Raw genomic sequence first — 20,738 nt, 5'->3', positions numbered from 1 at the left:
TCCACATCTGTAAAATGGAGGTGCGATTAAATATGTGTATATTACAGCAAGCAGTAACTATAGCTCCAAGACATTTACATATACCACAACTTGTATCATGGTTTTCAAAATCGGTAATATTATTAACATTATTCTCATAAGATACGTGATTATCTCTCTGTATGTTCTGATTATTATTATTAATATTCGACTCTTTGAACAATAAATTTGCAACAGTAAATATTAACTCACCCTGTGATGCAGTTAGATTAGTATTATTTAGGAGCTAGCTTGTGCATACTCTTGTACTTCTAAACTATTACGGTTTGACATAGTTACATTTTGACTTTAGAATTAATATTTTAAATTATATAATAATAATCTTTAATCTGCAGCTATTTATTATTGCAATTTTTTAATTAATAGCTCACTAATTATAATTAGAGGCTATCTGTAAATAAAGTTTATGGAAGATTTAAACCCTTGGAAAGAAAAGTTTGAAATTTGTGTTTATAGTAAAAAACTACTTGATAAACTCAAATCTTTAAATACTAAAGTAAAAAATCCTATAGATATCCTTGAAATCAAAAAAGGTATCTACTATTCCCGCAAATATCACGGTTCTCAGATGCGTCAATCAGGCGAGCCTTATTATTCACACCCGATTGAGGTAACAATTATGCTTGCTGAATTTGTAGCTGAAGAAGCCCCTAAACTTTATAACGTTATTATGCTGCAAGCCGCTTTACTTCATGATACTATTGAAGACACCGAATTAACTGAAGAAGCAATTACCGAAATTTTTGGACTGGAAGTAGCAAAACACGTAGAGGGTCTAACTAGAATTAAATCTTACGGAAAGATAAGTAGCGGAGAAAGCTTAAACTTATTAATTAAAGAGAAAAGATACAATACAGCATTAATAAAATTATTTGACCGAATTCATAATGTACAAACTTTGGGGGTTAAATCACCTGAGAAAGCTAGAAAAATTATTGAAGATACTTTAATAAATTTTCTTTTGGTCGCTGCTAATATAAATTATAGATTAGAACGAGAATTTGCTGAGTTATGCCTAAAAGTTTTTAATATCGAACTTGAAAGACAAAAAGCTTTTTCTAATAATAAGTCTCTGCTTCCTCCTCTAGCTTTATAAAATGATTTACTCCAAATGTATAACCGATTAGAATTGGAATAATAAAGAATAATAATCCCCAGTGATTAAAATAATCTATCAAGTAAATTGTTCCAAAAGAAGAAACTGCAAACATTAAAGCTCTTGATAAAGCAAATATAAAACTACCGCATGTAAAACGTTTTAATACCGGAAATCTTGCATAAAACACTGCACCTGCCGGAAAAGTAGTAGGTGCAAATACTGCAATAAATAATTGGAATAAAAGTAATTCGATAGTAGTTGAAATATTATTTAGTAAGATAGGGGACATAATAGCTACAATAGAAAATATTATTAATCTTACTTTGAGGATTTTTAAAGGATGTATTTTACAAACCACATAAGTAACAATTATTGTACTTATTAATTCTGTACCACAAACAATAAAATTTTGATGAATTACTTGGGCAGCACTGTAATTAAATGAGTTTTTTAGCATATTACCGCAATAAATATAAACAATATAAAACCATAACGGGGCTCCACAGTGTATAAAAAAGAAGGCTATTGCTGTTGTTTTATTAATTTTTTCACTCCAAATAGGGCTTGATTTTAGCCGATTACTGTCTATCCCCGCTTGTGCTACAGTTTTCTTTATTCGTCTTTTTGCATCAATGAAATCCGGAGTCTCTCTAAGATTTGTCCTTGCAACAGCACCAACTATAGCAATAGCTGCTCCAAACCAAAATGCAATACGCCAGTCAAATCCAAAAGAAGTAACAAGCGTTCCTACTGCCAATGCCACAGTTGCACCTAAAGTTACAAAAACAACAAGCGAGGCCACCACCCAATAACGTTGAGGAATTTTTGTCATTTCAGTTAGATAAAGCTCAGCCCCTACTACCTCTCCCATAGAAGACATACCCTGAGCGATCCGACACGCAGTTACTACAAAAGTTGCCGTAATACCAATTTCCGCATAAGTTTTCAAATTAGCCATTATAAGACAACAGAGCGACATTAAAAAAGTTGTAATAATAACCGTTGCCTTACGACCTATAGTATCTCCTATCCAACCGAATATTAAAGCGCCGATAGGTCTAAATACATATGTGGAGCAATATGCAATGGCAGAATATAGAGAAGCAGCTCGTGCATCGGCTTCAGGAAAAAATAGCTCGTTAAGAAGTACCGCCATATGTACATAGAGCATAAGATCAAAATATTCAAGAAATGTGCCTATCGATAGTAGCCCTATAGCTTCTTTTTGATTACTGGCTAAACTTTTTTGCTCTTTTGTGTAACTCAACATATTTTCTTTACAAATTAGTTAAAATTAATAAAGAATTATACTGTTTTATATAAAAGCAAAAGTCAATTTAAAAAAAATTAGATCTTAAGTTATGAATCCGATAACTTTAGTACAATATCTTTTTGAACGATGCCAATAAATTTCTAATTTAATACTTGCAATTTATCTTATAATTACTTATATTCAGATTCGCTTAGATTAAAAAGCACTAGGGGCGTTTTAATGTAATTAATTTTGATCCCCTTAAACTTTTTATGTTAAAACGCCGTTATTAGAAGGTATCGGTAAATAAATTTTAACCGATAATTTAAGCGGGTGTAGCTCAGGGGTAGAGCGCTACCTTGCCAAGGTCGAAGTCGAGGGTTCGAATCCCTTCACCCGCTCCAGTGATTTTTCCCGTTTTATGTCATTACCGCGTGGCGTTGTTGCGTGTATACCAAAACCGTCATTGCGAGGGTCGAAGCGACGCCGCAATCCAGAAAAAGATTAGAAAAACTCTATGAATCAGAATTTTTAACTGGATTTCTTAGTCGAATTACTACGTAATTCTTCTCGCAATGACGAAAAATCAGTCTAGGCAACAACACCCTTTCGCAAATGACATCAGTAAGTTTATCATAAATTCAATCTTCTAAACTATATTTTTTCTTAATATCTTCTAATAAAATTACTTCTTTTTCCCTTTCTATACGTGATAAAGCAATTAATAAATCAGCTTTTTCTTCTGTATAATTTTTTACATCAACGATTTTAGTTGTCTTAGATATAATTAGTTTTTGATTATTTATAACTAGCATAAACTATAATTAACTTATACATTATTTATTTTACCCTTGCATTAAAGCGTTTAGCTAGCTATTTTTATTCTATTGAATTTTTTATATTTGGTAATTTAAAGGAAGTAACATATGTCAGCAAGTACGCAGGATAATCAGGTAAACACTAACGATACCATAGAAATACAGGAAACTGAGGTAGTGCCTGTAGAAACAAGTTCTCTACAATCGGGGTTAACAAGCTTAATACCGATGGTTTTAATTTTTGCCGTATTTTACTTCTTATTATTACGTCCACAAGAAAAACGTCGCAAGGAAAGAGAGAAGCTAGTCGGCGAAGTTAAAAAAGGCGAAGAAGTTCTAACAAATAGCGGCATTTACGGTATTGTGACTAAAGTAAATGAAAATGATAATAATATTGAAATCGAGATAGCCAAAGATGTACGTATTAAAGCTTTAAAAAGTGCTATTGTTGATATAACCAGTCGCTCAAAAGATGTTCCGGTAAAAAAAGAAGATGATAAAGATAATAAAAAGGATAAGAGGGTAAGCGGTGCAAAATCTTCCTAAATGGAAAATTTTTCTTTCTATTATATGTACAATATTTGCGATTATTTGTGCTTTACCTAATTTCATGCGGGTAAACTATAAGTTTCTGCCTCATGATTCAGTAAATCTAGGTCTTGACCTTAGAGGAGGAGCTCATTTATTACTCGATGTTGATTTTGATGCCTATTTAAATGATTCAATGGAAAATCTATCTGATAATTTGCGTAAAAATTTCCGTGACGATAAAATCGGTTATAAAAATCTGTTAGTTAAACAAAATAGCATCCAATTAGAATTAAGAACGCCTAAGGAATTAAAGCAGTTAAAGAAAATAATTAACAAAATTGATTCTGAAATTATAGTCGAAGTTAGTGAAAATAAAATAAAGCTTAGTTATAGTGAATCTAGGTTAAATGACTTACTTAATAAGGTAGTAGACCAATCTATTGAAATCGTTCGTATGAGAGTTGATAGTACCGGCACTAAAGAACCAACACTACAGAAGCAAGGCGATAAGCATATATTACTGCAAGTTCCAGGAGAAAAAAATCCTTCTTACCTGAAGAATATATTGGGAAAAACTGCAAAACTAACTTTTCATTTAGTTGATGAAAATGCCAATATCGAAGAAGCAGTAAAGGGACATGTTCCGGTAGGTTCAATGCTAGTTAAGGGAGATAGCGAAAGTCATGATGGGTATTCTGTAGTTATAAAGAAAAAAGTTGTTTTAGGTGGTGATCAACTGACCACGGCTTCAGCTTCTTTTGACCAAAATTCGCAAGCAGTAGTTGCTTTTTCTTTCAACAATTTAGGTAGTAAAATATTCGGTGAAATAACTAAAAATAATACCGGTAAACGCCTGGCTATAGTTTTAGACAATAAATTACTAAGTGCTCCAACGATAAATGGAGCGATTATGGGTGGAAGCGGTATAATAACAGGAGATTTTACCGTTGAGTCTGCAAATGAGCTTGCACTATTATTGCGAGCCGGTTCTCTTCCTGCCCCACTTAAAATTATTGAAGAGAGAAGTATAGGTCCAAATTTGGGAGCTGATTCTATAGAGTCGGGTAAAAAAGCAGGACTTATAGGATTTATAGCCGTTTGTATATTTATGATTTGGTCTTACGGTGTACTTGGTTTATTTGCCAATATAGCCTTAAGCCTTGCATTATTATATATTCTAGCCTTACTTTCACTTTTCCAGGCTACTTTAACTCTGCCTGGAATTGCAGGAATAATACTAACTATGGGCATGGCTGTTGATGCTAATGTATTGATTTACGAAAGAACTAAAGAAGAATTGCATAAAGGGGTTTCTAATCTTTATGCAATTAGAACCGGTTTTGAATCAGCGTTTGCTACTATCCTTGATTCCAACTTAACTACTCTAATCGTTGCTTTTTTACTTTATATATTTGGAGTAGGTGCAATAAAAGGTTTTGCCGTTGCATTAACGATCGGAATTATATCTTCAATGTTTTCGGCGATTGTCATCACTAAATTGTTAATAGATATTTGGGTAAAATATTTTAAACCTAGAAAGCTAGGGCTTGTGTAAGAATAACCAAAATGTCATAATTTTAAACTTCTTGGAAGAAAAAATTATACTCCTGTGAAATGAAGAGTTGGTATACGAAGTTCAACTTGAAAAAGAGCAAGGAGTCTGTAGGTCGGAGGAGCGGAGCGTATACTAAACGTTCAGCATCCGGGGACTTACAAAGACGACGTAGTCAATTTTTTAAGTTCAACGAGTATATTTATGAAAATGCAGTCAAATGTAATAAAAATAATTATAGTAATTAGCTTATTAATAGGAGTAGGAGCATTATATTTATTGCTATCTTTAAAAACTCCCGACAAACCACTTGCCGGTCAAGTTAATATTTACGAAGATAACGTAAAAATCGGTGGTGATTTTGAATTAATAGATCAAAACAATGAGGTATTTAGCAGTGACAGATTAAAGGGTAATTTAAGTCTCATTTACTTTGGATTTACCTCTTGTCCTGACATATGCCCGACTTCTCTAAATAAAATGACAGGGATTGTAGAAATTTTAGGTAAACATAGAATAGATCTCGTACCTGTTTTTGTTACTATTGACCCAAAACGTGATACTCCTATAGTACTTAAAGAATATTTAAAACATTTTCATCCCAAATTTATAGGTCTTACCGGTAATGAGGAGCAAATAAAAGATGTAACTGATAAATTCAAGGTTTTCTATGCTCGTGTAAATAGTGACGATGACGACCCAAACTATATGCTCGATCATTCATCTTTTACCTATTTAATGGATGCGAACGGAAAATATCTGAAACATTTCTATTTAGATTCTTCGCCTAAGGAGATTATGGAATTTTTGAGAAATGAATAATTATATATCGGTAGCATATTTATTTACCTTTTTGGCCTTAACGATATTGTTAATAGTAAGTTTTTTAAATTATAGATTATTGAGAAAGCAAGAAAAATTTGATGCAAAAGAGAGTAAGAAATAGATTAATAACAATAATTATTTGTTTCTGCTCAGCAGCCCTTGGAATTAGTATAATACTTTATAATTTAGAGAATAATATAGTATTTTTTTTGCCACCGTCAAAAATTAATGAAATAGAACAGGGTAAGGAATTGAGAGTTGGTGGGCTTGTTAAAACAGACTCAATAACTAAAATTGCCGCTGATAAGGTAAGTTTTGTTATTACCGACAATATTAAGGATTTAGAGATATTATATCAAGGTGTACTCCCTGCTCTATTTCGTGAAGAACAGGGAATTATTGCTATCGGACAATTATCGGATGGAAAATTTATAGCAAGACAGTTACTAGCAAAACATGATGAGAATTATAGACCTCCGAGTTAAAGCACTAGGTGTCATACCGTGGCTTGACCACGGTATCCATAAAAACAACTTAAAACACAAGTTGTTTCAATATTTTTAACTGGATGCCGTGGTCAAGCCACGGCATGATAAAAACAAAACAAAACACATGTTCATAGATAAAATCAAAGCAAAAACAAATAATGACGAAATAAACGTAATTATCGAAATTCCGATGAATAGCTGTCCAATCAAGTACGAATTTGACAAAGAATCAGGGGCGGTTTTTGTTGATCGCTTTATGCAAACTAGCATGAGCTATCCGTGTAATTACGGTTTTATTCCTCATACTCTTTCAAATGACGGTGATCCGGTAGACGTACTTGTCGTAGCTCATCATCCGGTAGTACCTGGGTCGGTTATAAAATGCCGAGCAGTCGGCGTATTAATGATGGAAGACGAATCAGGACTTGATGAGAAGATTATCGCAGTACCAATCTCAAAGCTTGATATTACTTTCGATCATATCAAAGAGCTAGATGATCTATGTGAAATGCTCAAGAAACGTATCGTTCATTTCTTTGAGCATTATAAAGATTTAGAGAAAGGTAAATGGACTAAAGTTACAGGCTGGGAAAATAAAGCAAAGGCTGATAGCTTGATTAATGAAGGGATAGATGGGGCTATAATAGCAAGTTGTAAAAATTAGTATTTATAAGCATTGCTGTTTGGCTTTCTATGTAATTCCCGGGAAAGCGGGAATGACATCAGGAAAATTTAAGATAAAAAATGAACAGTGACTGAATTCTTACATAACGCAACTAATAGAGAGGAATTTGAAGGAGACACTTCACCCCGCACCGCAGCGTACACTTTAGTATGTGAGGATGCGAGTACCGGATTGACGCACAAATTACCTCTAGAAGCAAGTTATGCAGGAAATCAATTATTTCGTTCAGGAATCATAGTAGCTTTCTTTACATTAATTTCTCGTATATTTGGCTTAGTACGTGAGCAATTCATTGCATCATTGTTTGGCTCTACACTTATGGGTGATAGTATTAATGTTGCTTTCAAATTACCAAATCTATTTAGAAGAATTTTTGCAGAAGGTGCATTATCAAGCGTATTCATTCCTATTTACAATGAAAAAATGCTGATCTCTAAAAAAGCTGCTAATAATTTTTCAGGCGAGGTATTTACTCTTCTACTTCTGACATTAATAATCATAGTGGCATTAATGCAAATTTTTATGCCGCAATTAATGCTGTTTATTGCTCCTGGTTTTCACGGTAAAAAAGAAAAGTTTGAGCTTACGGTATTTTTATGCCGAATTACTATACCTTATTTAATATTTGTTTCATTAACGGCTCTACTTGGAGGAATATTAAACTCCGTAAAGAAATTTGCCGCATTTGCTTTTTCACCAGTTATTTTAAGCGCGTGTGTAATAATTTTTACTTTAATGTTTGATAATTACATAGAAGCTCCTATCTCAATCAGCCTATCTTTAATAATTGCCGGAATATTACAAGTCTCTTTTATGTTTGTCTGCGTGAAAAGAGTAAATTTAAACTTTCCGATAATTTTTAACACAAGCGACCCTGACGTAAAAAAGCTTTTGATTAGTATGGGACCGGCGACCATTAGCTCCGGCGTACAGCAATTAAACCTTTTCATATCCCAATCTATTGCTAGCTTTATTGAAGGTGCAATTTCGATATTATCTTACGCCGACCGAATATATCAATTTCCTTTATCAATAATAGGTACTAGCTTCTCTACTATATTGCTACCAGAGCTGTCAAAAATCTATGGATCAAATGATCTAGTAGCTGCAAAAAAAATACAGAATAATGCTATTAGAACGGGATTATTGTTATCACTACCTGCTACATTCGGTATTATAATTCTATCTCATCCTATCATTAACATAATATATGAAAGAGGTGTTTTCACAAGCCAAGATACTACAAATACAGCCGAAGCCATTTCTGCGTTTGCTCTTGGACTTCCTGCTTTTATTTTGGCAAAAATCTTAACTCCTATTTTTTATGCTAACGGTGATACTAAAACGCCCCTCAAAATTACTTTATTTTCAATTATAATTAATACCGGTATGAATTTGCTGCTAATGGATTCTTTAAAGCATATCGGCATTGCGATTGGTACATCTATTGCAGCATGGTATAATCTAGGTTTATTATATAGCTATATTACAGAACAAAATAAACTACATATAGAAGACGGAATAAAACTTTTTTGCGGTAAAATTTTATTAAGCTGCATAATAATGTCTATTATAATTACTTTAATAAAGCATTATTGTTTAGAATATTTTTATTCGGAATATTTACTGATTAAAGTCTGCATGCTAGGCAGTACAATTGCAGTTGGAATGGGAGCATTTTTCGGCACGGCATATTTATTAAAACTTGGTAATTATGGTTATAACAAGAAATAAGTCAAACTATCAGGATCTGCTAAAAACCTTAGCTATTATGGCTATGGTCATTGATCATATGGGTTTATATCTATATCCTGAATTAACGATTATGCGGATCATAGGTCGCACAGCTATGCCGGTTTTCTGCTTTTTTGCCGGTTATAATTTTCATGATAAGCCAAAAACTAGAATAATAATACTCGGTGTTTTGCTACAAATATATACTACAATATTGTTTAAACAATTTATTACTACAAATATTCTAATATCTATCTATTTAGGTCAATGTTACATTTATTATTTCCACAAGTCTTTAACTCGCTTTTTCTATAGCGGCTATTGTCATGTGATTATAATGACAATATTGTTTTATATTAGCTGGGCTTTGATTGACTACGGTACTCTTGTAATTGCTATAATGATACTTGGATTTATTACAAAGCATGAGCCGGCAAACTTAAAGCTTTGTTGTTTTATAACAATTTTTACTTCTGTCGTGCATTCCACCATTTTCACTCTTGCAATTCCTTTTAGTGATTTTAATTTTTCAAATACTGAGTTAATTTTAGACCTAATCCTCTTAACAGTTACATATATATTAATAATAAAGGATTATCCACAAAAAATAGCTATAAATTTAAAATGGGTAAGCCGTAATGTTTTATATATCTATTGCATCCAAATTATGATTTTACAATTTATATTTATATATAGCTAAGCCTCTATAAAACAGTTACGTCATGTACTTTTCGAAAAGCGTGTCTACATCACAGAGATATTTTCTTCTCCTAGATTTAGCTTAAAACTATTCTGGTTCAATGGGATTTAGATCAGGGGAATAAGGCGGTAAGTACTCTAATATATGACCGGCTTTTTCTATCATAATTTTTAAATTTGGACTTTTATGAAAACTTGCATTATCCATTACAACTACTGAATTATGGGGTAATTTAGGTATTAAATCCTGTTCTACCCAAGCGTTAAAAATAGCAGTATTAACATTGCATTCAAAAATTGACACAGTCAGCAATGATTTATCTATTAACGCCCCTATAACATTAGTTCTTTTTGACGGATGCCAATCATGGATACCATAACATCTCTGACCTTTTACTGAATACCCATGGGTCCTAGGAGCACTACGGACAAAACAGCTCTCATCGGTAAATACGATCACTTTCTCTTCCGCTTTATACTTTTTGATCTTATGCTGAAATTCTAGCCTCTCTTCTTCTTTTGCCTTCGGATGTCTTAAAGCTTTTTTTATACGTAATATTTAACTTATTTAATGCTTTATGTATCCCTGATTTACTAACTCCTAACCGCTCAGCCCTTTCATATTGGTATGCATCACTATATTGCTCTACGCCTACCTTCAATCTATCAAGCGGTATTTTTGTTGAATCTTTATTTCTACTTCTTAAGGGCGATATTCTTTTTGTCCATACAAATACTCTATTCTTTCCTATTCCAAAACGTTTTGATATTGATGCAAAACTCATCTTCTTTTTTTTCTTGATTGCTGAAACTTTCTTTCTAAAGTCTACTGAATATGTTATTACAATGATTTATTTTAATTACTCCATCTTATTGTAACTGCTTTATAGAGGTTTGGTTATAAATACACATATGGTTTTAAAAATTGGTAGGTAAACATTAATAATTAGTGACAACGATTCTAGATTAATATTAATATATATTTTAAGTAGATGAAAAAAAACCAGTATACGAAGATCAACTGGGGAAAGAGCAAGGAATCCACAAGACGAGGAACGGAGCGTATAATAACGTGAGTACCCTCGTCCTTGTAGGATGACGTAGTCAATTTTTGAAGTTCTATCTTAGTATACATGATATTGATATTAACTATATGAATGTAATTGATCGTTTAATTTTAGATAATGAAACATATAAAAAACAATTTAGAAAAAATAAACTCTTTGAAATTAAGTTAGATAATACCCTACAAAAAAATAAATTTCTTAAACATTTTTGGATTTGGTCAGACGAATTTCAGAAAATGGTATTAGCAAGGGTAGTATTTTCAGAAACAAAAGAATTTAAACAACTTGCGTGGGAGCATCTCGCCGATGAATTTGGACATAATGTAGAATTATCACAAAATCTAGAAAATGATGAAGCCTCAGACTCTATTTTTGAGGCTTTAGGTTCATGGTTTACGCTAAAAATGATGACACTTGGAGATGGCGAAAGAGCCGTTCTGGTCCATTTAGTAATAGAGTCTTGTGCTACTATATTTTATGAAAAGCTAGGATCAATATTTCTTAATCATAGAGCATCAAAACATTTCAAAACACATATGCACCTTGATCCTGAACATGAACAAATGGGAATAGATTTATTAAAACGAATAAATATTAATGACTCTTCTTTACTCACTATTCAAAGAAAAGGCTGGGATATGATTGAAGCTTTATTTACTAGACTCGCTGAAATCACTCAGGACTGATTTTATCCTCGCAAAACTTGTTTTACAATATTCGGTTCTTTTTCAATGATTTTAAGAAGTAATTTTGCAGCTCCTGTAGGTAATCTTCTTCCTTGTTCCCAGTTTCTTACGGTTGCTACGCTAATACTGAAAGTTATGGCAAATTGCTGTTGGGTTAACTGCAATTTTTCTCTTGCCTCATGAACATCAACATCAGGTAATGAAATGCTATGCTTTTTTTACTTTTAGTTTACCTTTAGCATATGATAATGCCTCTTGCATTCCTATTAATATACTTTTCTCTGTTTGATTAAGTTTTTTATTATTCATTTTTACCTCTATTCATATATAATTTTATCAGCCCTTCACTGAGTATTTTTAATTTATTACAACTATCCTGACTAATGTTTTCTTCTTTACTTTTTATAAGACCGGTTATTAAAAATACCAGCATATTTTCATTATAGAAAAAATAAATTATCCTTATACCGCCACTTTTTCCTTTATTATTACTACCTAGAGCAAACCTCAATTTTCTTATTCCACCCTCACCCTTTATAATATCCCCCTGCTCAGGATTAGCAGCAATATAATTTACTATTTCCATGCATTCTTTTTCATCTAGAGAAGTTTTGGCAAACTTTTGAAATTCAGGAAGCTCAACAACAGTAATAAGTTTTATGCTCATAGAAGCAATAGTACGCCGCTAGCGCACAAAAATCAATAAATATTTTTATAAATAGTGAAAATATAAACTAATTAATTGACATTTAAATCCATTATATGTATACCACTAGAGCTTATTTATATGGTTAAAAATATTTAATATTTAACTATATAAATGTTAACAATATTAAGGGATTAAGTTATGCTAATACTAAACATACTAAAAGCAGCACCAAAGTACATTTTCAATAAACTTATTTATAGCCACGATTTAGCTGTTACTATGCGTTCTTACAGCGCTTTAAATATAAAGCTAGATGAAGCTTTCAAAACTGCACTACAAACTAATTCTTACAAAACTGCAAAACTACTACTTTCATCAGATAAGCTTGATCTTAATTATAAAGATTCTGGGGGAAATTCACACTTAATGAATATACTTCAATCACAAAATACTACGATACTGAAAAATTACTTTAGCAAAATAGGAGAAGCTGGTGTCAAATTAGAAAATAGCGGCATTAGTGAAGCTTTAAATATTGCTCTAAACGATAAAAAAGTTGTAAGTGTTTTTTTGAAAGGATTAACAAAGCTTAATAAGCTTGACCAATTACAAACTCAATCCTTAGATCATAATTCTCCTGATAAAACAGATGAAGTTTTTTCTACTGATAACATAACTTCATCAGCTCCACCAGCTTATGAGACAATTCAGAATAGTTCCTTACATTCATGTGAAATGCTTGGAAAAGAAATGCTCGAGGTACATCAAGAGTAGCAAAAAATAATATAATACTAATGGTTTTTAGTATTATAAACTGGATGCCGTGGTCAAGTCGACCTTGTTGCATGGCTCGAAAAATCTACTCGATGTCATCCCCGCGAAAGCGGGGATCCAGCATAAATCGAGATACATCGAGCTTTTAATTTCAAGAATTTGCTGTATTTATACTTATTTTTCTGGATTCCCGCCTGCGCGGGAATGACAGCGAAAAGTACTGGATTCCTGCTTTCGCAGGAATGACATAGTGATGGCAGCTATAGTTTTCCAGAAAGTTAATAATAGACGATATTAACAGTAGGGATAAAAATGCCGGATATAGAGCCAAAGATATATCCAGCTGAATTTAAAGAATCAGCGATTAGATTAGCTATTGAGTCTAAGCAACCTTTTGCTCAAACAGCTAGAGAACTAGGAATTACGAAGTATAGTCTATATAATTGGGTTAATAAACATTCAAAACTCAAGGAAGTAATGAGATATGAAGAACATCTGTATGATGAATTAAGGAGATTGAAGAAGAACTAGATAGAGTAACACAAGAACGTGATCTATTAAAAAGGCTGCCGCGTACTTTGCAAAAGAATCCCAATAAGGTACGCATGGATAAAGGAAAACAGAGGTAATTTTTCCATTTCTGCTATGTGTAAATTTATGAAAGTATCACGTAATGGTTATTATGAATGGTTAAATAATCTTGGATGTAATAGGGTTAAAGAAGGTAATGAATTAACAAACAGAATTGAAATTATCTTTAAAGAAGGTAGAGGTAATTATGGAACTAGACCTATTAAAAAGGAACTATCACGGCAAGATATAACTGCTAGTAGGAGACGCATTGCAAGACTAATAAAAGAAGCTAATTTGCTATGTAAAACTAAACGTAAATTTAAAGCCATTACTGACTCTAATCATAATAAGCAAATTGCTCCTAATTTATTAAATAGAGAGTTTACAGTTTATGCTGCTAATTGTTATTGGGTTGGAGACATAACCTATGTGCCAACTGGTGAAGGCTGGCTATATTTAGCAACTGTTATTGATCTATTTTCTAGAAAAATTAGGTCGCACCTCCATTTTACAGATGTGGATATTAAAAGGCTATACGTTCAATAAGAGTTCCGATGACTTTATCATGAATATCCAATGACTTGGAAAAACAAATTGTTTTACGTGTCAGTCTTTTGCATCTTGTTCTAAGATTTAAGTTACCCCGTTCTATCCGTTGAGTATATTTTTTACTAACAATGTGTTTTTTGGGATCTAATAACCTAGCATAACTTCCCCATCCATCTGTAAAGTAAAAAGTAACCTTAAAATCCTCCAGTTTTTTTCAGTAATGATTCTGATGTGCTATCACATCTTGTACCAAAAGTATAAGCAACTACTTTTAACAAAATCTTATCCAAAGAATACCAAAGCCATCTTTGTTTGGATTTATTCTGTACATAAGGCCATTGTTCATCTATTTCAGGAGCAATAATTACTTCTATCGTATTGATAGAATGATTTATCTTTTTTAACGCTAGATTTTTTTTTAAAACACGGATAACCGTATTGATACCCACTTTTAATACTCTTACTGTATCCCTAACTCCAGAGCCATTGATTGACATATCTACTATCTGAGCCTTGACTCCAGGCTTAGAGGCATTATTAATATATTACAGTTAAAAATATCGATTACACTGCTTGCATTGATATCTCTGTTGTTTTGAAATTGAATATCCCGCCTTTACTACTTTTTCTGTGTCGTTATAATATCTACACTTAACATCTATTCTTGATCTACACTTAACATATATTCTTGTCATAACTCCTTAACTATAATTCTCTCTTATTACTGTTTGAGGATTATAGATTATTCATGCTAAGCTGCAATACGGGGGCGCGACCGACAGATCATAGAAACCATATGACAAAACCAATACCAAATGGGGATAATATATTTAAATTAAACCAACTCGTTTAATTGCGATTTAGCAAAGAGTTTTATTTGAAAATTAACAAAATCCAAATTATTTTTTGAGCCTATCTCTGCGAATTTATGAGCTTTAAGTAGTAAATCATAATCAGCAGTTAAATCGGCAAAAAAAGAACTCGATTTCACCACTTTGTTTAACTCCTAAAATCTCACCGCTACCTCGAAATTTTAAATCCTGCTCAGCGATATAAAACCCATCGTTGGTTCGTTTCATTATCTCAAACCTGCCTCGCGCAACTTTTCTTAGTCGCTTTGGGTTATATAGTAATATATAATATGACTGCAAATTACCTCGCCCTACTCTACCTCTAAGCTGATGAAGCTGAGCGATACCAAACCGCTCGGCATTTTCGATGATAATCAAGGTTGCTTCAGGTACATCTATTCCGACTTCAATAACGGTAGTTGCAACTAATATCTTAATTTCACCTTCTTTAAACTGCTTCATTATTTGGTCTTTCTGCTCATTCTTCATCTTACCGTGAATAATACCGGTATAACCTTGGTAAATATTCTCAATCGAATCAAAGCGGTTCATCACATCAATTAATAAGCTATCCTCTTCTTCCTCCGTTGTCATCCCGTAGCTTGACCGCAGGATCCAGTCAAAATTACTAGCATTATAAGTTGTTTTTTGGATACCGCGATCAAGTCGCGGTATGACATCAGAGGGTTTTCCCTGCTCTATCAATGGACATATCCAATATACCCTCTCACCTGCAATAAGCTTCTTATTTATTGCTTCTATAATATGCTCTATCTTGTTAACGGACATGGTATTTGTAGCAATAGGTAAACGATTTTTTGGCTTACGCATTAGCTTTGAGATAGTCATATCACCGAACATAGTGAGTGCTAAACTTCTTGGAATCGGCGTTGCGGTCATAACTAAAACATCAGGATTTACCCTCCTATTTATTAGATTCAGACGCTATTGAACCCCAAATCTATGCTGCTCATCAATAACTATATAACCTAGCTTATTAAAACTTACTTTTTCTTGAAATAAAACATGAGTTCCAATTAATATATCAATCTCACTGGTTTCAAGCTGCGTCATAATATTTTTGCGAGCTGGGCCAAGGATTTTACCCGTAAGTAACGAGGCTCTTATATTAGTATTTTTTAAAGCTCTAACAGAAAACTCATAATGTTGATTAGCTAGCAAATCGGTTGGAGCCATAAGAGTTGCTTGAAACCCTGCTTTTACCGTATTCACCATCGTCAGCAGAACTACTAAAGTTTTACCGGAACCAACATCGCCTTGCAGTAATCTCATCATTTCTACTTTATCACTTTGATCAAGCTCTATTTCTTCTATAACCTGTTTTTGGTAAGAGGTTAACTCAAACCCTAGCTCATTTAATATATTTGATTGAATATCTGCAGCTTTATGGCAAATATTACCTTGTTTTCTGGCAATTTGCGTGCGAACGTTCAAAAGAGAAATTTGGTTAGCGATTAGCTCTTTAGCGGCTAATTGTTTATATATGTCATTCCCGCGAAAGCAGGAATCTATTACTTTTTTTTCTGGATTCCCGCTTTCGCGGTAATGACATAGAGGGCGGGAATGACATAACCCATGCAAAATCTCTAAACTCTCCAATATAACATTCAAATAATCTTTTACCTATTTATCTTCCAGCCCCCTACATTTCTCCTCGAATATCTCTATTATTTTTATGATATACGAATATAACTGTTTGTTACTAAGTAAATATGTCAGAGAGTAAATAGGCTCTATTTCTTTTGCTAGTTTAGGATTAGTAATAAATTCAGGATGAGAAATTTGTAAATAATGATAAAAAATTGTACCTTTCCACTGATGATATGAGAAGTATCTACTTTCAGCTTATTAAAAATAAACGGTGGTGGCTTATGAAAGAACACTAATAACAAAGAGCCAGTATCATTGCTAGCCGTAATCTTTAACGACTGATTACTTTTTTTTGGTAAACTAATACTCTCAATTACAATTTTCGTTTGGATTATTTCACCGTCTCTAACTTCAGTTAAATTAGGTGATAATATTTTATTTTGATATGAAACAGGTAGATAGAGCAATAAATCACGGATATTGTTAATGCCAAGCCTCTTAAGAGCAGATACGGTATCTTCACGTATATTGATGAACGTTTTTACAGAAGAAAATAAAAATTTTCTAGAGCCGCAAATATATTTTTTGCTTAAAATCATAGTAACTATGAATTATAATCTAATATATAATCAGGTCAATTTTAATTCAAGCCTGCTCAATGTCATTCCCGCGAAAGCAGGAATCCGGAATAAGGCGAGATAAATAGGGCTTTTAATTTCAAGAATTTTTGAATACTGCTACAAGCTCGCGGTATAACAAATTTGACAAAAATTATAAATCTAATTTTAACCCTGCTCTAACTATAGCTGAAGATTTTAAAGGCATACCTTCGATAAAGCCAGCTGTTTTATAACCACCTGATCCAACTATTTTAAAGGTTTCATTTAAGCTAAGCTCAAAATTAGCAGCTTCATCAAGTCCACCTTGCCTACAACTCTCTTTTAAAGGAGTAGCGGTTAACATTTTAGGCTGATTCCAAAACGCTGCTCCTAAACCTAAAGAAATAAAATCAAATTTAACTAGGTTATTTGCTTTAACTCCGACACCGTAAGACTTAAATTTCTGATTTTTACCGTAATTAGCAAGTAAGCTGAATATATTTATCATCAATAACGAAATGATTCACTAAACCACGCTTTAAACCATATGGATCAAGTATCGCTCTTGTAGCCGGTAAGTACTTTACTCCGCCAAGATCAAACATAGGTATATTATTAAGATCTTGATTCATTATAAATGAATAATCGAAATAAACTAAAAATTGATCAAATAAATCTAAATAAGCGTAAGAACGTATCTTATTTTAATAATATAATTTTTGCCATATATGGAGTTAATCGCTTTTACATAGGCATTTATATCATTACCGCTTTTATCTTTGCCATCAAACTTAGTACTAAAATATAACTTACTTGATCTAGTCTTGTCCATAAATAACCTATGCCGTAAGTAGTATTAATTTTGTTACTTGCCATATACCTATCTTTAATATTTTCAGATAGTAAATAGCTTGCTTGAATCCCCCTAGTATCTATAGCAATTTGTTTATGAACTTGCAAAGAATTAAAGTCTTTAGCTTTAAAATATGTTGTGCTCTCAAAATGATCTACTTCATATTTTGTTACTTTTGAGCCAAACTCTCTTGCTCGCCCGTCATGACCTCCTATTTCATGGTTACTTGCCATAACCCAAGATGTAGCAGTAAATCTTGTGATATAACTTAAGATATTCATAGCTATATTATCTGAATCAGAAGATACAGCATCATCTAGCTGACGATATACTTCAATCAATGACATAGCGGCATCGCTACTCGCTCTTGAGGACATATCTTTATCATAAGTAACTACATAGCTATAACCTTTTTTAGAACTTTCTTGAACTGTCATATCATAGTCAATATTTGACGCATTCGCTGACAGCGAAAAAAGACATGTAGAAATAGTTAAATTTAATTTACTTAATTTATACTTATTATTAATTTTTATTAATTAGAAGTAGTATAATATGTAGTACTTTAAATTTGTAAAGTATTTTTTTAATATACTAAACTTATGTATGTCCTTGACTTCTTTTGAAAATCCCCCTAATTTCTTAAATAATAAATATTAAATGATTTAAAATTTATGAATAAAATCTATTCTTCGGCTGAAGCTGCCCTTGAAGGATTACTTTACGACGGCATGACCATAATGTCAGGCGGATTCGGTCTATGCGGTATTCCTGAAAATCTAATAAATACTTTACTTAACAGCAATGTTCAAAATTTAACAGTTATCAGCAATAATTGTGGTGTTGATAATTTTGGACTTGGACTTCTTCTTCAAGCCAAGCAAATAAAAAAAATGATCTCTTCTTATGTTGGAGAAAATAAAATTTTTGAGCAACAATATCTTGATAAGGTTTTAGAACTTGAGCTAAACCCCCAAGGAACTTTAGCTGAGCGAATTAGAGCAGCCTGCATGGGAATTCCAGCCTTTTATACTAAAACAGGTATAGGTACAATAGTCAAGGAAGGTAAAGAAACAAAGGAATTTAACGGCGAAAAATATATAATGGAAACAGCACTTCAAGCTGACCTCGCTATTATTAAAGGCTTTAAAGCTGATAAAAGCGGCAATGTGATTTACAATAAAACCGCAAGAAACTTTAATGCAGTCATGGCGGGAGCAGCTAAAATCACAATTTGTGAAGTAGAGGAAGTAGTTGAAACAGGTGAACTTGATCCTGATCATATTCACACACCCAATATTTTCATACAAAGATTAATAGTAGGTGAGAAGTATGAGAAGCGTATTGAGCAGTTAACCATAAGGAAAAAATAAGATATGGCTTGGAACAAGGAAGAAATTTACCGAATAACCGCAGAGGAGCTTAAAGACGGGTTATATGTCAATCTTGGTATAGGTATGCCTACGCATGTTGCAAACTATATTCCTAAAGGAATGAATGTAATATTTCAAAGCGAGAATGGTATGCTTGGTATGGGACCTTTTCCTTATAAAGGGGAAGAAGATCCTGATTTGATTAATGCCGGTAAACAAACTATCACTGCGTTACCCGAAAGTAGCTATTTCGATAGTAGCTTTTCATTCGGCATGATTAGAGGTTCGCATGTCGATTTAACTATTTTAGGGGCTATGCAAGTTTCACAAAAAGGTGATCTTGCCAACTGGACTATCCCAGGCAAAATGGTTAAAGGCATGGGTGGTGCTATGGATTTGGTCGCTAACACCAAAAGAGTAGTTATTATAATGGAGCATAATGCAAAAGACGGCGGAGCTAAATTATTAAAAGAATGCAGCTTTCCGTTAACAGGCAAAAAAGTAGTTAATAGAATAATTACCGATCTTGGAATTTTTGATATTGATAAAGATGAGATGGTATTAGTTAGAAAAGCCGACGATGTTACTATTGAGGAAATAAAGTCTAAAACTGAAGCTGGGTTTATAGTTAATTTATAGTGGGAGTTCCTGTCATTGCGAGAAAAATTACGAAGTAATTTGACGAAGCAATCTCAGGCATTTTATACTGCTTTATGGGATTGCCACGCTCCTTTCAGTCACTCGCAATGACGATTTATTATATTTATTTACATGGAGAATAAAATGGTTAAAGTAGCTATCGTATATTATAGTGGGTATGGTCATACTGCAAAAGTAGCCGAAGAAATAAGTAAGAGTATTAAAGAAATAGGAGCAAATATTTCTTTGATACAAATAAATAAAGATAAACATGATAATATCGATTGGGATTTATTAGACAATGCAGATGCTATAATTTTTGGAGCTCCAACTTATATGGGTAGTTTAGCTGGTCCGTTTAAAATATTTATGGAGGTTACTTCCACAAGATGGACACAGCAAAAATGGAAAGATAAAATAGCTGCAGCTTTTACTAATTCTGCTTCTTATTCAGGCGATAAGTTATGCAGTATTCAACAATTATTTCATTTTGCAATGCAGCATTGTATGATTTGGGTTGGACAAGCTGAAGCTGCTCCTAATTTTGCCGATCATGAGATGCCTGATCCTGATAAAATTAACCGCTTAGGTAGTTGGTCAGGACTTATGACTCAATCTAACCACAAATCCTCCCCTGATATTACTCCTACAAAAGGTGATTTACTGACCGCTAATTTATTTGCAAAAAGAATAGTTGAAATAACTAAGAAGTTTAAGGAATAGAACCCAAATCGTCTTTGCGAGCGATCGTAGGGAGCGTGGCAATCTCATGAAATAATAACAAACTCCTGA

General features: G+C 32.8%; 26 protein-coding genes, 1 tRNA gene and 4 pseudogenes. 17 read left to right on the top strand and 14 right to left on the bottom strand.

The genetic code is table 11. From position 1 onward, the window contains the following. Positions 1-28: 28 nt before the first annotated feature. Positions 29-312 (bottom strand): annotated as a pseudogene (locus tag AAGD46_RS02945) (hypothetical protein); the annotation flags it as partial. 133 nt (positions 313-445) lie between these two features. Between AAGD46_RS02945 and AAGD46_RS02940 the strand changes: the two are divergent. Beyond that, positions 446-1,135, top strand: a complete 690-nt coding sequence (locus AAGD46_RS02940; RefSeq protein WP_341787694.1) for an HD domain-containing protein — start codon at positions 446-448, stop codon at positions 1,133-1,135. Here the strand turns inward: AAGD46_RS02940 and AAGD46_RS02935 are convergent. Continuing rightward, positions 1,098-2,408, bottom strand: coding sequence for an MFS transporter (locus AAGD46_RS02935; protein WP_341787693.1), 1,311 nt, complete (start codon positions 2,406-2,408; stop codon positions 1,098-1,100). The two genes, AAGD46_RS02940 and AAGD46_RS02935, sit on opposite strands and share 38 nt — an antisense overlap. Before the next feature lie 311 nt (positions 2,409-2,719). Between AAGD46_RS02935 and AAGD46_RS02930 the strand changes: the two genes are divergently transcribed. Next, positions 2,720-2,794, top strand: a tRNA-Gly gene (locus tag AAGD46_RS02930). Between the two features lie 237 nt (positions 2,795-3,031). Here the strand turns inward: AAGD46_RS02930 and AAGD46_RS02925 are convergent. Further along, positions 3,032-3,205 carry an antitoxin of toxin-antitoxin stability system gene (locus AAGD46_RS02925; RefSeq protein WP_341787692.1) on the bottom strand — a complete coding sequence of 58 codons (174 nt, stop codon included), beginning with the start codon at positions 3,203-3,205 and terminating at the stop codon, positions 3,032-3,034. 111 nt (positions 3,206-3,316) lie between these two features. Between AAGD46_RS02925 and yajC the strand changes: the two genes are divergently transcribed. The 7 genes from yajC to AAGD46_RS02890 all read left to right on the top strand — a co-directional run bounded on the left by yajC (position 3,317) and on the right by AAGD46_RS02890 (position 9,723). Next, a complete protein-coding gene (yajC, locus tag AAGD46_RS02920) occupies positions 3,317-3,754 on the top strand; it encodes a preprotein translocase subunit YajC (RefSeq protein WP_341787691.1) in 438 nt (145 codons plus the stop codon). After that, positions 3,738-5,294: a protein translocase subunit SecD gene (gene secD, locus AAGD46_RS02915; RefSeq protein WP_341787690.1), complete on the top strand. Its 1,557-nt coding sequence runs from the start codon at positions 3,738-3,740 to the stop codon at positions 5,292-5,294. Before yajC ends, secD begins: the two co-directional genes overlap by 17 nt. A gap of 201 nt (positions 5,295-5,495) precedes the next feature. Continuing rightward, positions 5,496-6,113 (top strand): SCO family protein, encoded by a 618-nt coding sequence (locus AAGD46_RS02910; RefSeq protein WP_341787689.1) that lies wholly within the window; start codon positions 5,496-5,498, stop codon positions 6,111-6,113. Positions 6,114-6,214: 101 nt separating this feature from the next. Further along, on the top strand, positions 6,215-6,601 hold the full coding sequence (gene ccmE, locus AAGD46_RS02905) for a cytochrome c maturation protein CcmE (protein ID WP_341787688.1): 387 nt from the start codon (positions 6,215-6,217) through the stop codon (positions 6,599-6,601). A 127-nt stretch (positions 6,602-6,728) separates the two neighbouring features. Continuing rightward, positions 6,729-7,268 (top strand): inorganic diphosphatase, encoded by a 540-nt coding sequence (gene ppa, locus AAGD46_RS02900; protein WP_341787687.1) that lies wholly within the window; start codon positions 6,729-6,731, stop codon positions 7,266-7,268. Between the two features lie 192 nt (positions 7,269-7,460). Next, positions 7,461-9,023 carry a murein biosynthesis integral membrane protein MurJ gene (murJ, locus tag AAGD46_RS02895; RefSeq protein ID WP_410525964.1) on the top strand — a complete coding sequence of 521 codons (1,563 nt, stop codon included), beginning with the start codon at positions 7,461-7,463 and terminating at the stop codon, positions 9,021-9,023. Further along, positions 9,004-9,723: a TraX family protein gene (locus AAGD46_RS02890; RefSeq protein ID WP_341787685.1), complete on the top strand. Its 720-nt coding sequence runs from the start codon at positions 9,004-9,006 to the stop codon at positions 9,721-9,723. Before murJ ends, AAGD46_RS02890 begins: the two co-directional genes overlap by 20 nt. 87 nt (positions 9,724-9,810) lie before the next feature. Here AAGD46_RS02890 and AAGD46_RS02885 read toward each other — a convergent pair whose 3' ends face one another. Next, the gene (locus AAGD46_RS02885; protein ID WP_341787865.1) at positions 9,811-10,209 is read right to left on the bottom strand and encodes a transposase; all 399 of its coding nucleotides are present in this window, start codon (positions 10,207-10,209) and stop codon (positions 9,811-9,813) included. Position 10,210: 1 nt separating this feature from the next. Further along, a complete protein-coding gene (locus AAGD46_RS02880; RefSeq protein ID WP_341786833.1) occupies positions 10,211-10,507 on the bottom strand; it encodes an IS630 transposase-related protein in 297 nt (98 codons plus the stop codon). A 368-nt stretch (positions 10,508-10,875) separates the two neighbouring features. Between AAGD46_RS02880 and AAGD46_RS02875 the strand changes: the two genes are divergently transcribed. Next, on the top strand, positions 10,876-11,475 hold the full coding sequence (locus tag AAGD46_RS02875) for a hypothetical protein (protein WP_341787684.1): 600 nt from the start codon (positions 10,876-10,878) through the stop codon (positions 11,473-11,475). A gap of 2 nt (positions 11,476-11,477) precedes the next feature. Here the strand turns inward: AAGD46_RS02875 and AAGD46_RS02870 are convergent, their stop codons facing one another. Then, positions 11,478-11,639 (bottom strand): hypothetical protein, encoded by a 162-nt coding sequence (locus AAGD46_RS02870; protein WP_341787683.1) that lies wholly within the window; start codon positions 11,637-11,639, stop codon positions 11,478-11,480. A 137-nt stretch (positions 11,640-11,776) separates the two neighbouring features. Next, entirely contained in the window at positions 11,777-12,142 is a 366-nt protein-coding gene (locus AAGD46_RS02865; protein ID WP_341787682.1) for a type II toxin-antitoxin system RelE/ParE family toxin, read from the bottom strand. Positions 12,143-12,322: 180 nt separating this feature from the next. Between AAGD46_RS02865 and AAGD46_RS02860 the strand changes: the two genes are divergently transcribed. From AAGD46_RS02860 to AAGD46_RS02850, 3 genes are all read left to right on the top strand, one after another. Further along, a complete protein-coding gene (locus tag AAGD46_RS02860) occupies positions 12,323-12,898 on the top strand; it encodes a hypothetical protein (protein WP_341787681.1) in 576 nt (191 codons plus the stop codon). Positions 12,899-13,210: 312 nt separating this feature from the next. Beyond that, positions 13,211-13,429 carry a transposase gene (locus AAGD46_RS02855; RefSeq protein WP_341786903.1) on the top strand — a complete coding sequence of 73 codons (219 nt, stop codon included), beginning with the start codon at positions 13,211-13,213 and terminating at the stop codon, positions 13,427-13,429. A 57-nt stretch (positions 13,430-13,486) separates the two neighbouring features. Continuing rightward, a complete protein-coding gene (locus tag AAGD46_RS02850; protein ID WP_341787858.1) occupies positions 13,487-14,017 on the top strand; it encodes an IS3 family transposase in 531 nt (176 codons plus the stop codon). Here the strand turns inward: AAGD46_RS02850 and AAGD46_RS08805 are convergent. The 7 genes and pseudogenes from AAGD46_RS08805 to AAGD46_RS02825 form a co-directional block, all read right to left on the bottom strand. Further along, complete coding sequence (locus tag AAGD46_RS08805; RefSeq protein ID WP_410525955.1) at positions 13,995-14,228, bottom strand: IS1 family transposase; 234 nt, start codon at positions 14,226-14,228, stop codon at positions 13,995-13,997. The genes AAGD46_RS02850 and AAGD46_RS08805 overlap by 23 nt on opposite strands. Then, the gene (locus tag AAGD46_RS08800) at positions 14,215-14,517 is read right to left on the bottom strand and encodes an IS1 family transposase (protein ID WP_410525927.1); all 303 of its coding nucleotides are present in this window, start codon (positions 14,515-14,517) and stop codon (positions 14,215-14,217) included. The genes AAGD46_RS08805 and AAGD46_RS08800 overlap by 14 nt, the downstream gene beginning before the upstream one ends. 338 nt (positions 14,518-14,855) lie before the next feature. Beyond that, positions 14,856-16,398 (bottom strand): annotated as a pseudogene (locus AAGD46_RS02840) (ATP-dependent DNA helicase RecG); the annotation flags it as partial. Between the two features lie 120 nt (positions 16,399-16,518). After that, positions 16,519-17,081, bottom strand: a pseudogene (locus AAGD46_RS08795) (ATP-dependent DNA helicase RecG); the annotation flags it as partial. 172 nt (positions 17,082-17,253) lie between these two features. Continuing rightward, positions 17,254-17,589 (bottom strand): hypothetical protein, encoded by a 336-nt coding sequence (locus AAGD46_RS02835; RefSeq protein WP_341787680.1) that lies wholly within the window; start codon positions 17,587-17,589, stop codon positions 17,254-17,256. Next, the gene (locus AAGD46_RS02830; protein WP_341787679.1) at positions 17,561-17,713 is read right to left on the bottom strand and encodes a hypothetical protein; all 153 of its coding nucleotides are present in this window, start codon (positions 17,711-17,713) and stop codon (positions 17,561-17,563) included. The genes AAGD46_RS02835 and AAGD46_RS02830 overlap by 29 nt, the downstream gene beginning before the upstream one ends. 124 nt (positions 17,714-17,837) lie before the next feature. Beyond that, positions 17,838-18,371 carry a hypothetical protein gene (locus AAGD46_RS02825; RefSeq protein WP_341787678.1) on the bottom strand — a complete coding sequence of 178 codons (534 nt, stop codon included), beginning with the start codon at positions 18,369-18,371 and terminating at the stop codon, positions 17,838-17,840. Between the two features lie 237 nt (positions 18,372-18,608). Here AAGD46_RS02825 and AAGD46_RS02820 point away from each other — a divergent pair, with 237 nt between their 5' ends. The 4 genes and pseudogenes from AAGD46_RS02820 (at position 18,609) to AAGD46_RS02805 (ending at position 20,669) form a co-directional block, all read left to right on the top strand. Continuing rightward, on the top strand, positions 18,609-19,307 hold the full coding sequence (locus AAGD46_RS02820) for a CoA transferase subunit A (protein WP_341787677.1): 699 nt from the start codon (positions 18,609-18,611) through the stop codon (positions 19,305-19,307). 3 nt (positions 19,308-19,310) lie between these two features. Next, entirely contained in the window at positions 19,311-19,946 is a 636-nt protein-coding gene (locus AAGD46_RS02815; protein WP_341787676.1) for a 3-oxoacid CoA-transferase subunit B, read from the top strand. 132 nt (positions 19,947-20,078) lie between these two features. After that, a pseudogene (locus AAGD46_RS02810) lies at positions 20,079-20,411 on the top strand (flavodoxin family protein); the annotation flags it as partial. A 42-nt stretch (positions 20,412-20,453) separates the two neighbouring features. Continuing rightward, entirely contained in the window at positions 20,454-20,669 is a 216-nt protein-coding gene (locus tag AAGD46_RS02805; protein WP_341787880.1) for a transcriptional regulator, read from the top strand. The last annotated feature ends 69 nt before the right edge of the window (positions 20,670-20,738 follow it).

The sequence above is a fragment of the Rickettsia endosymbiont of Cantharis rufa genome, from assembly GCF_964026445.1.
In the GTDB taxonomy this organism is placed as follows: Bacteria; Pseudomonadota; Alphaproteobacteria; order Rickettsiales; family Rickettsiaceae; genus Rickettsia.
The sequence above is the reverse complement of the archived record's forward strand: the minus strand, read 5'-3'. Positions and strand labels throughout refer to the sequence as shown.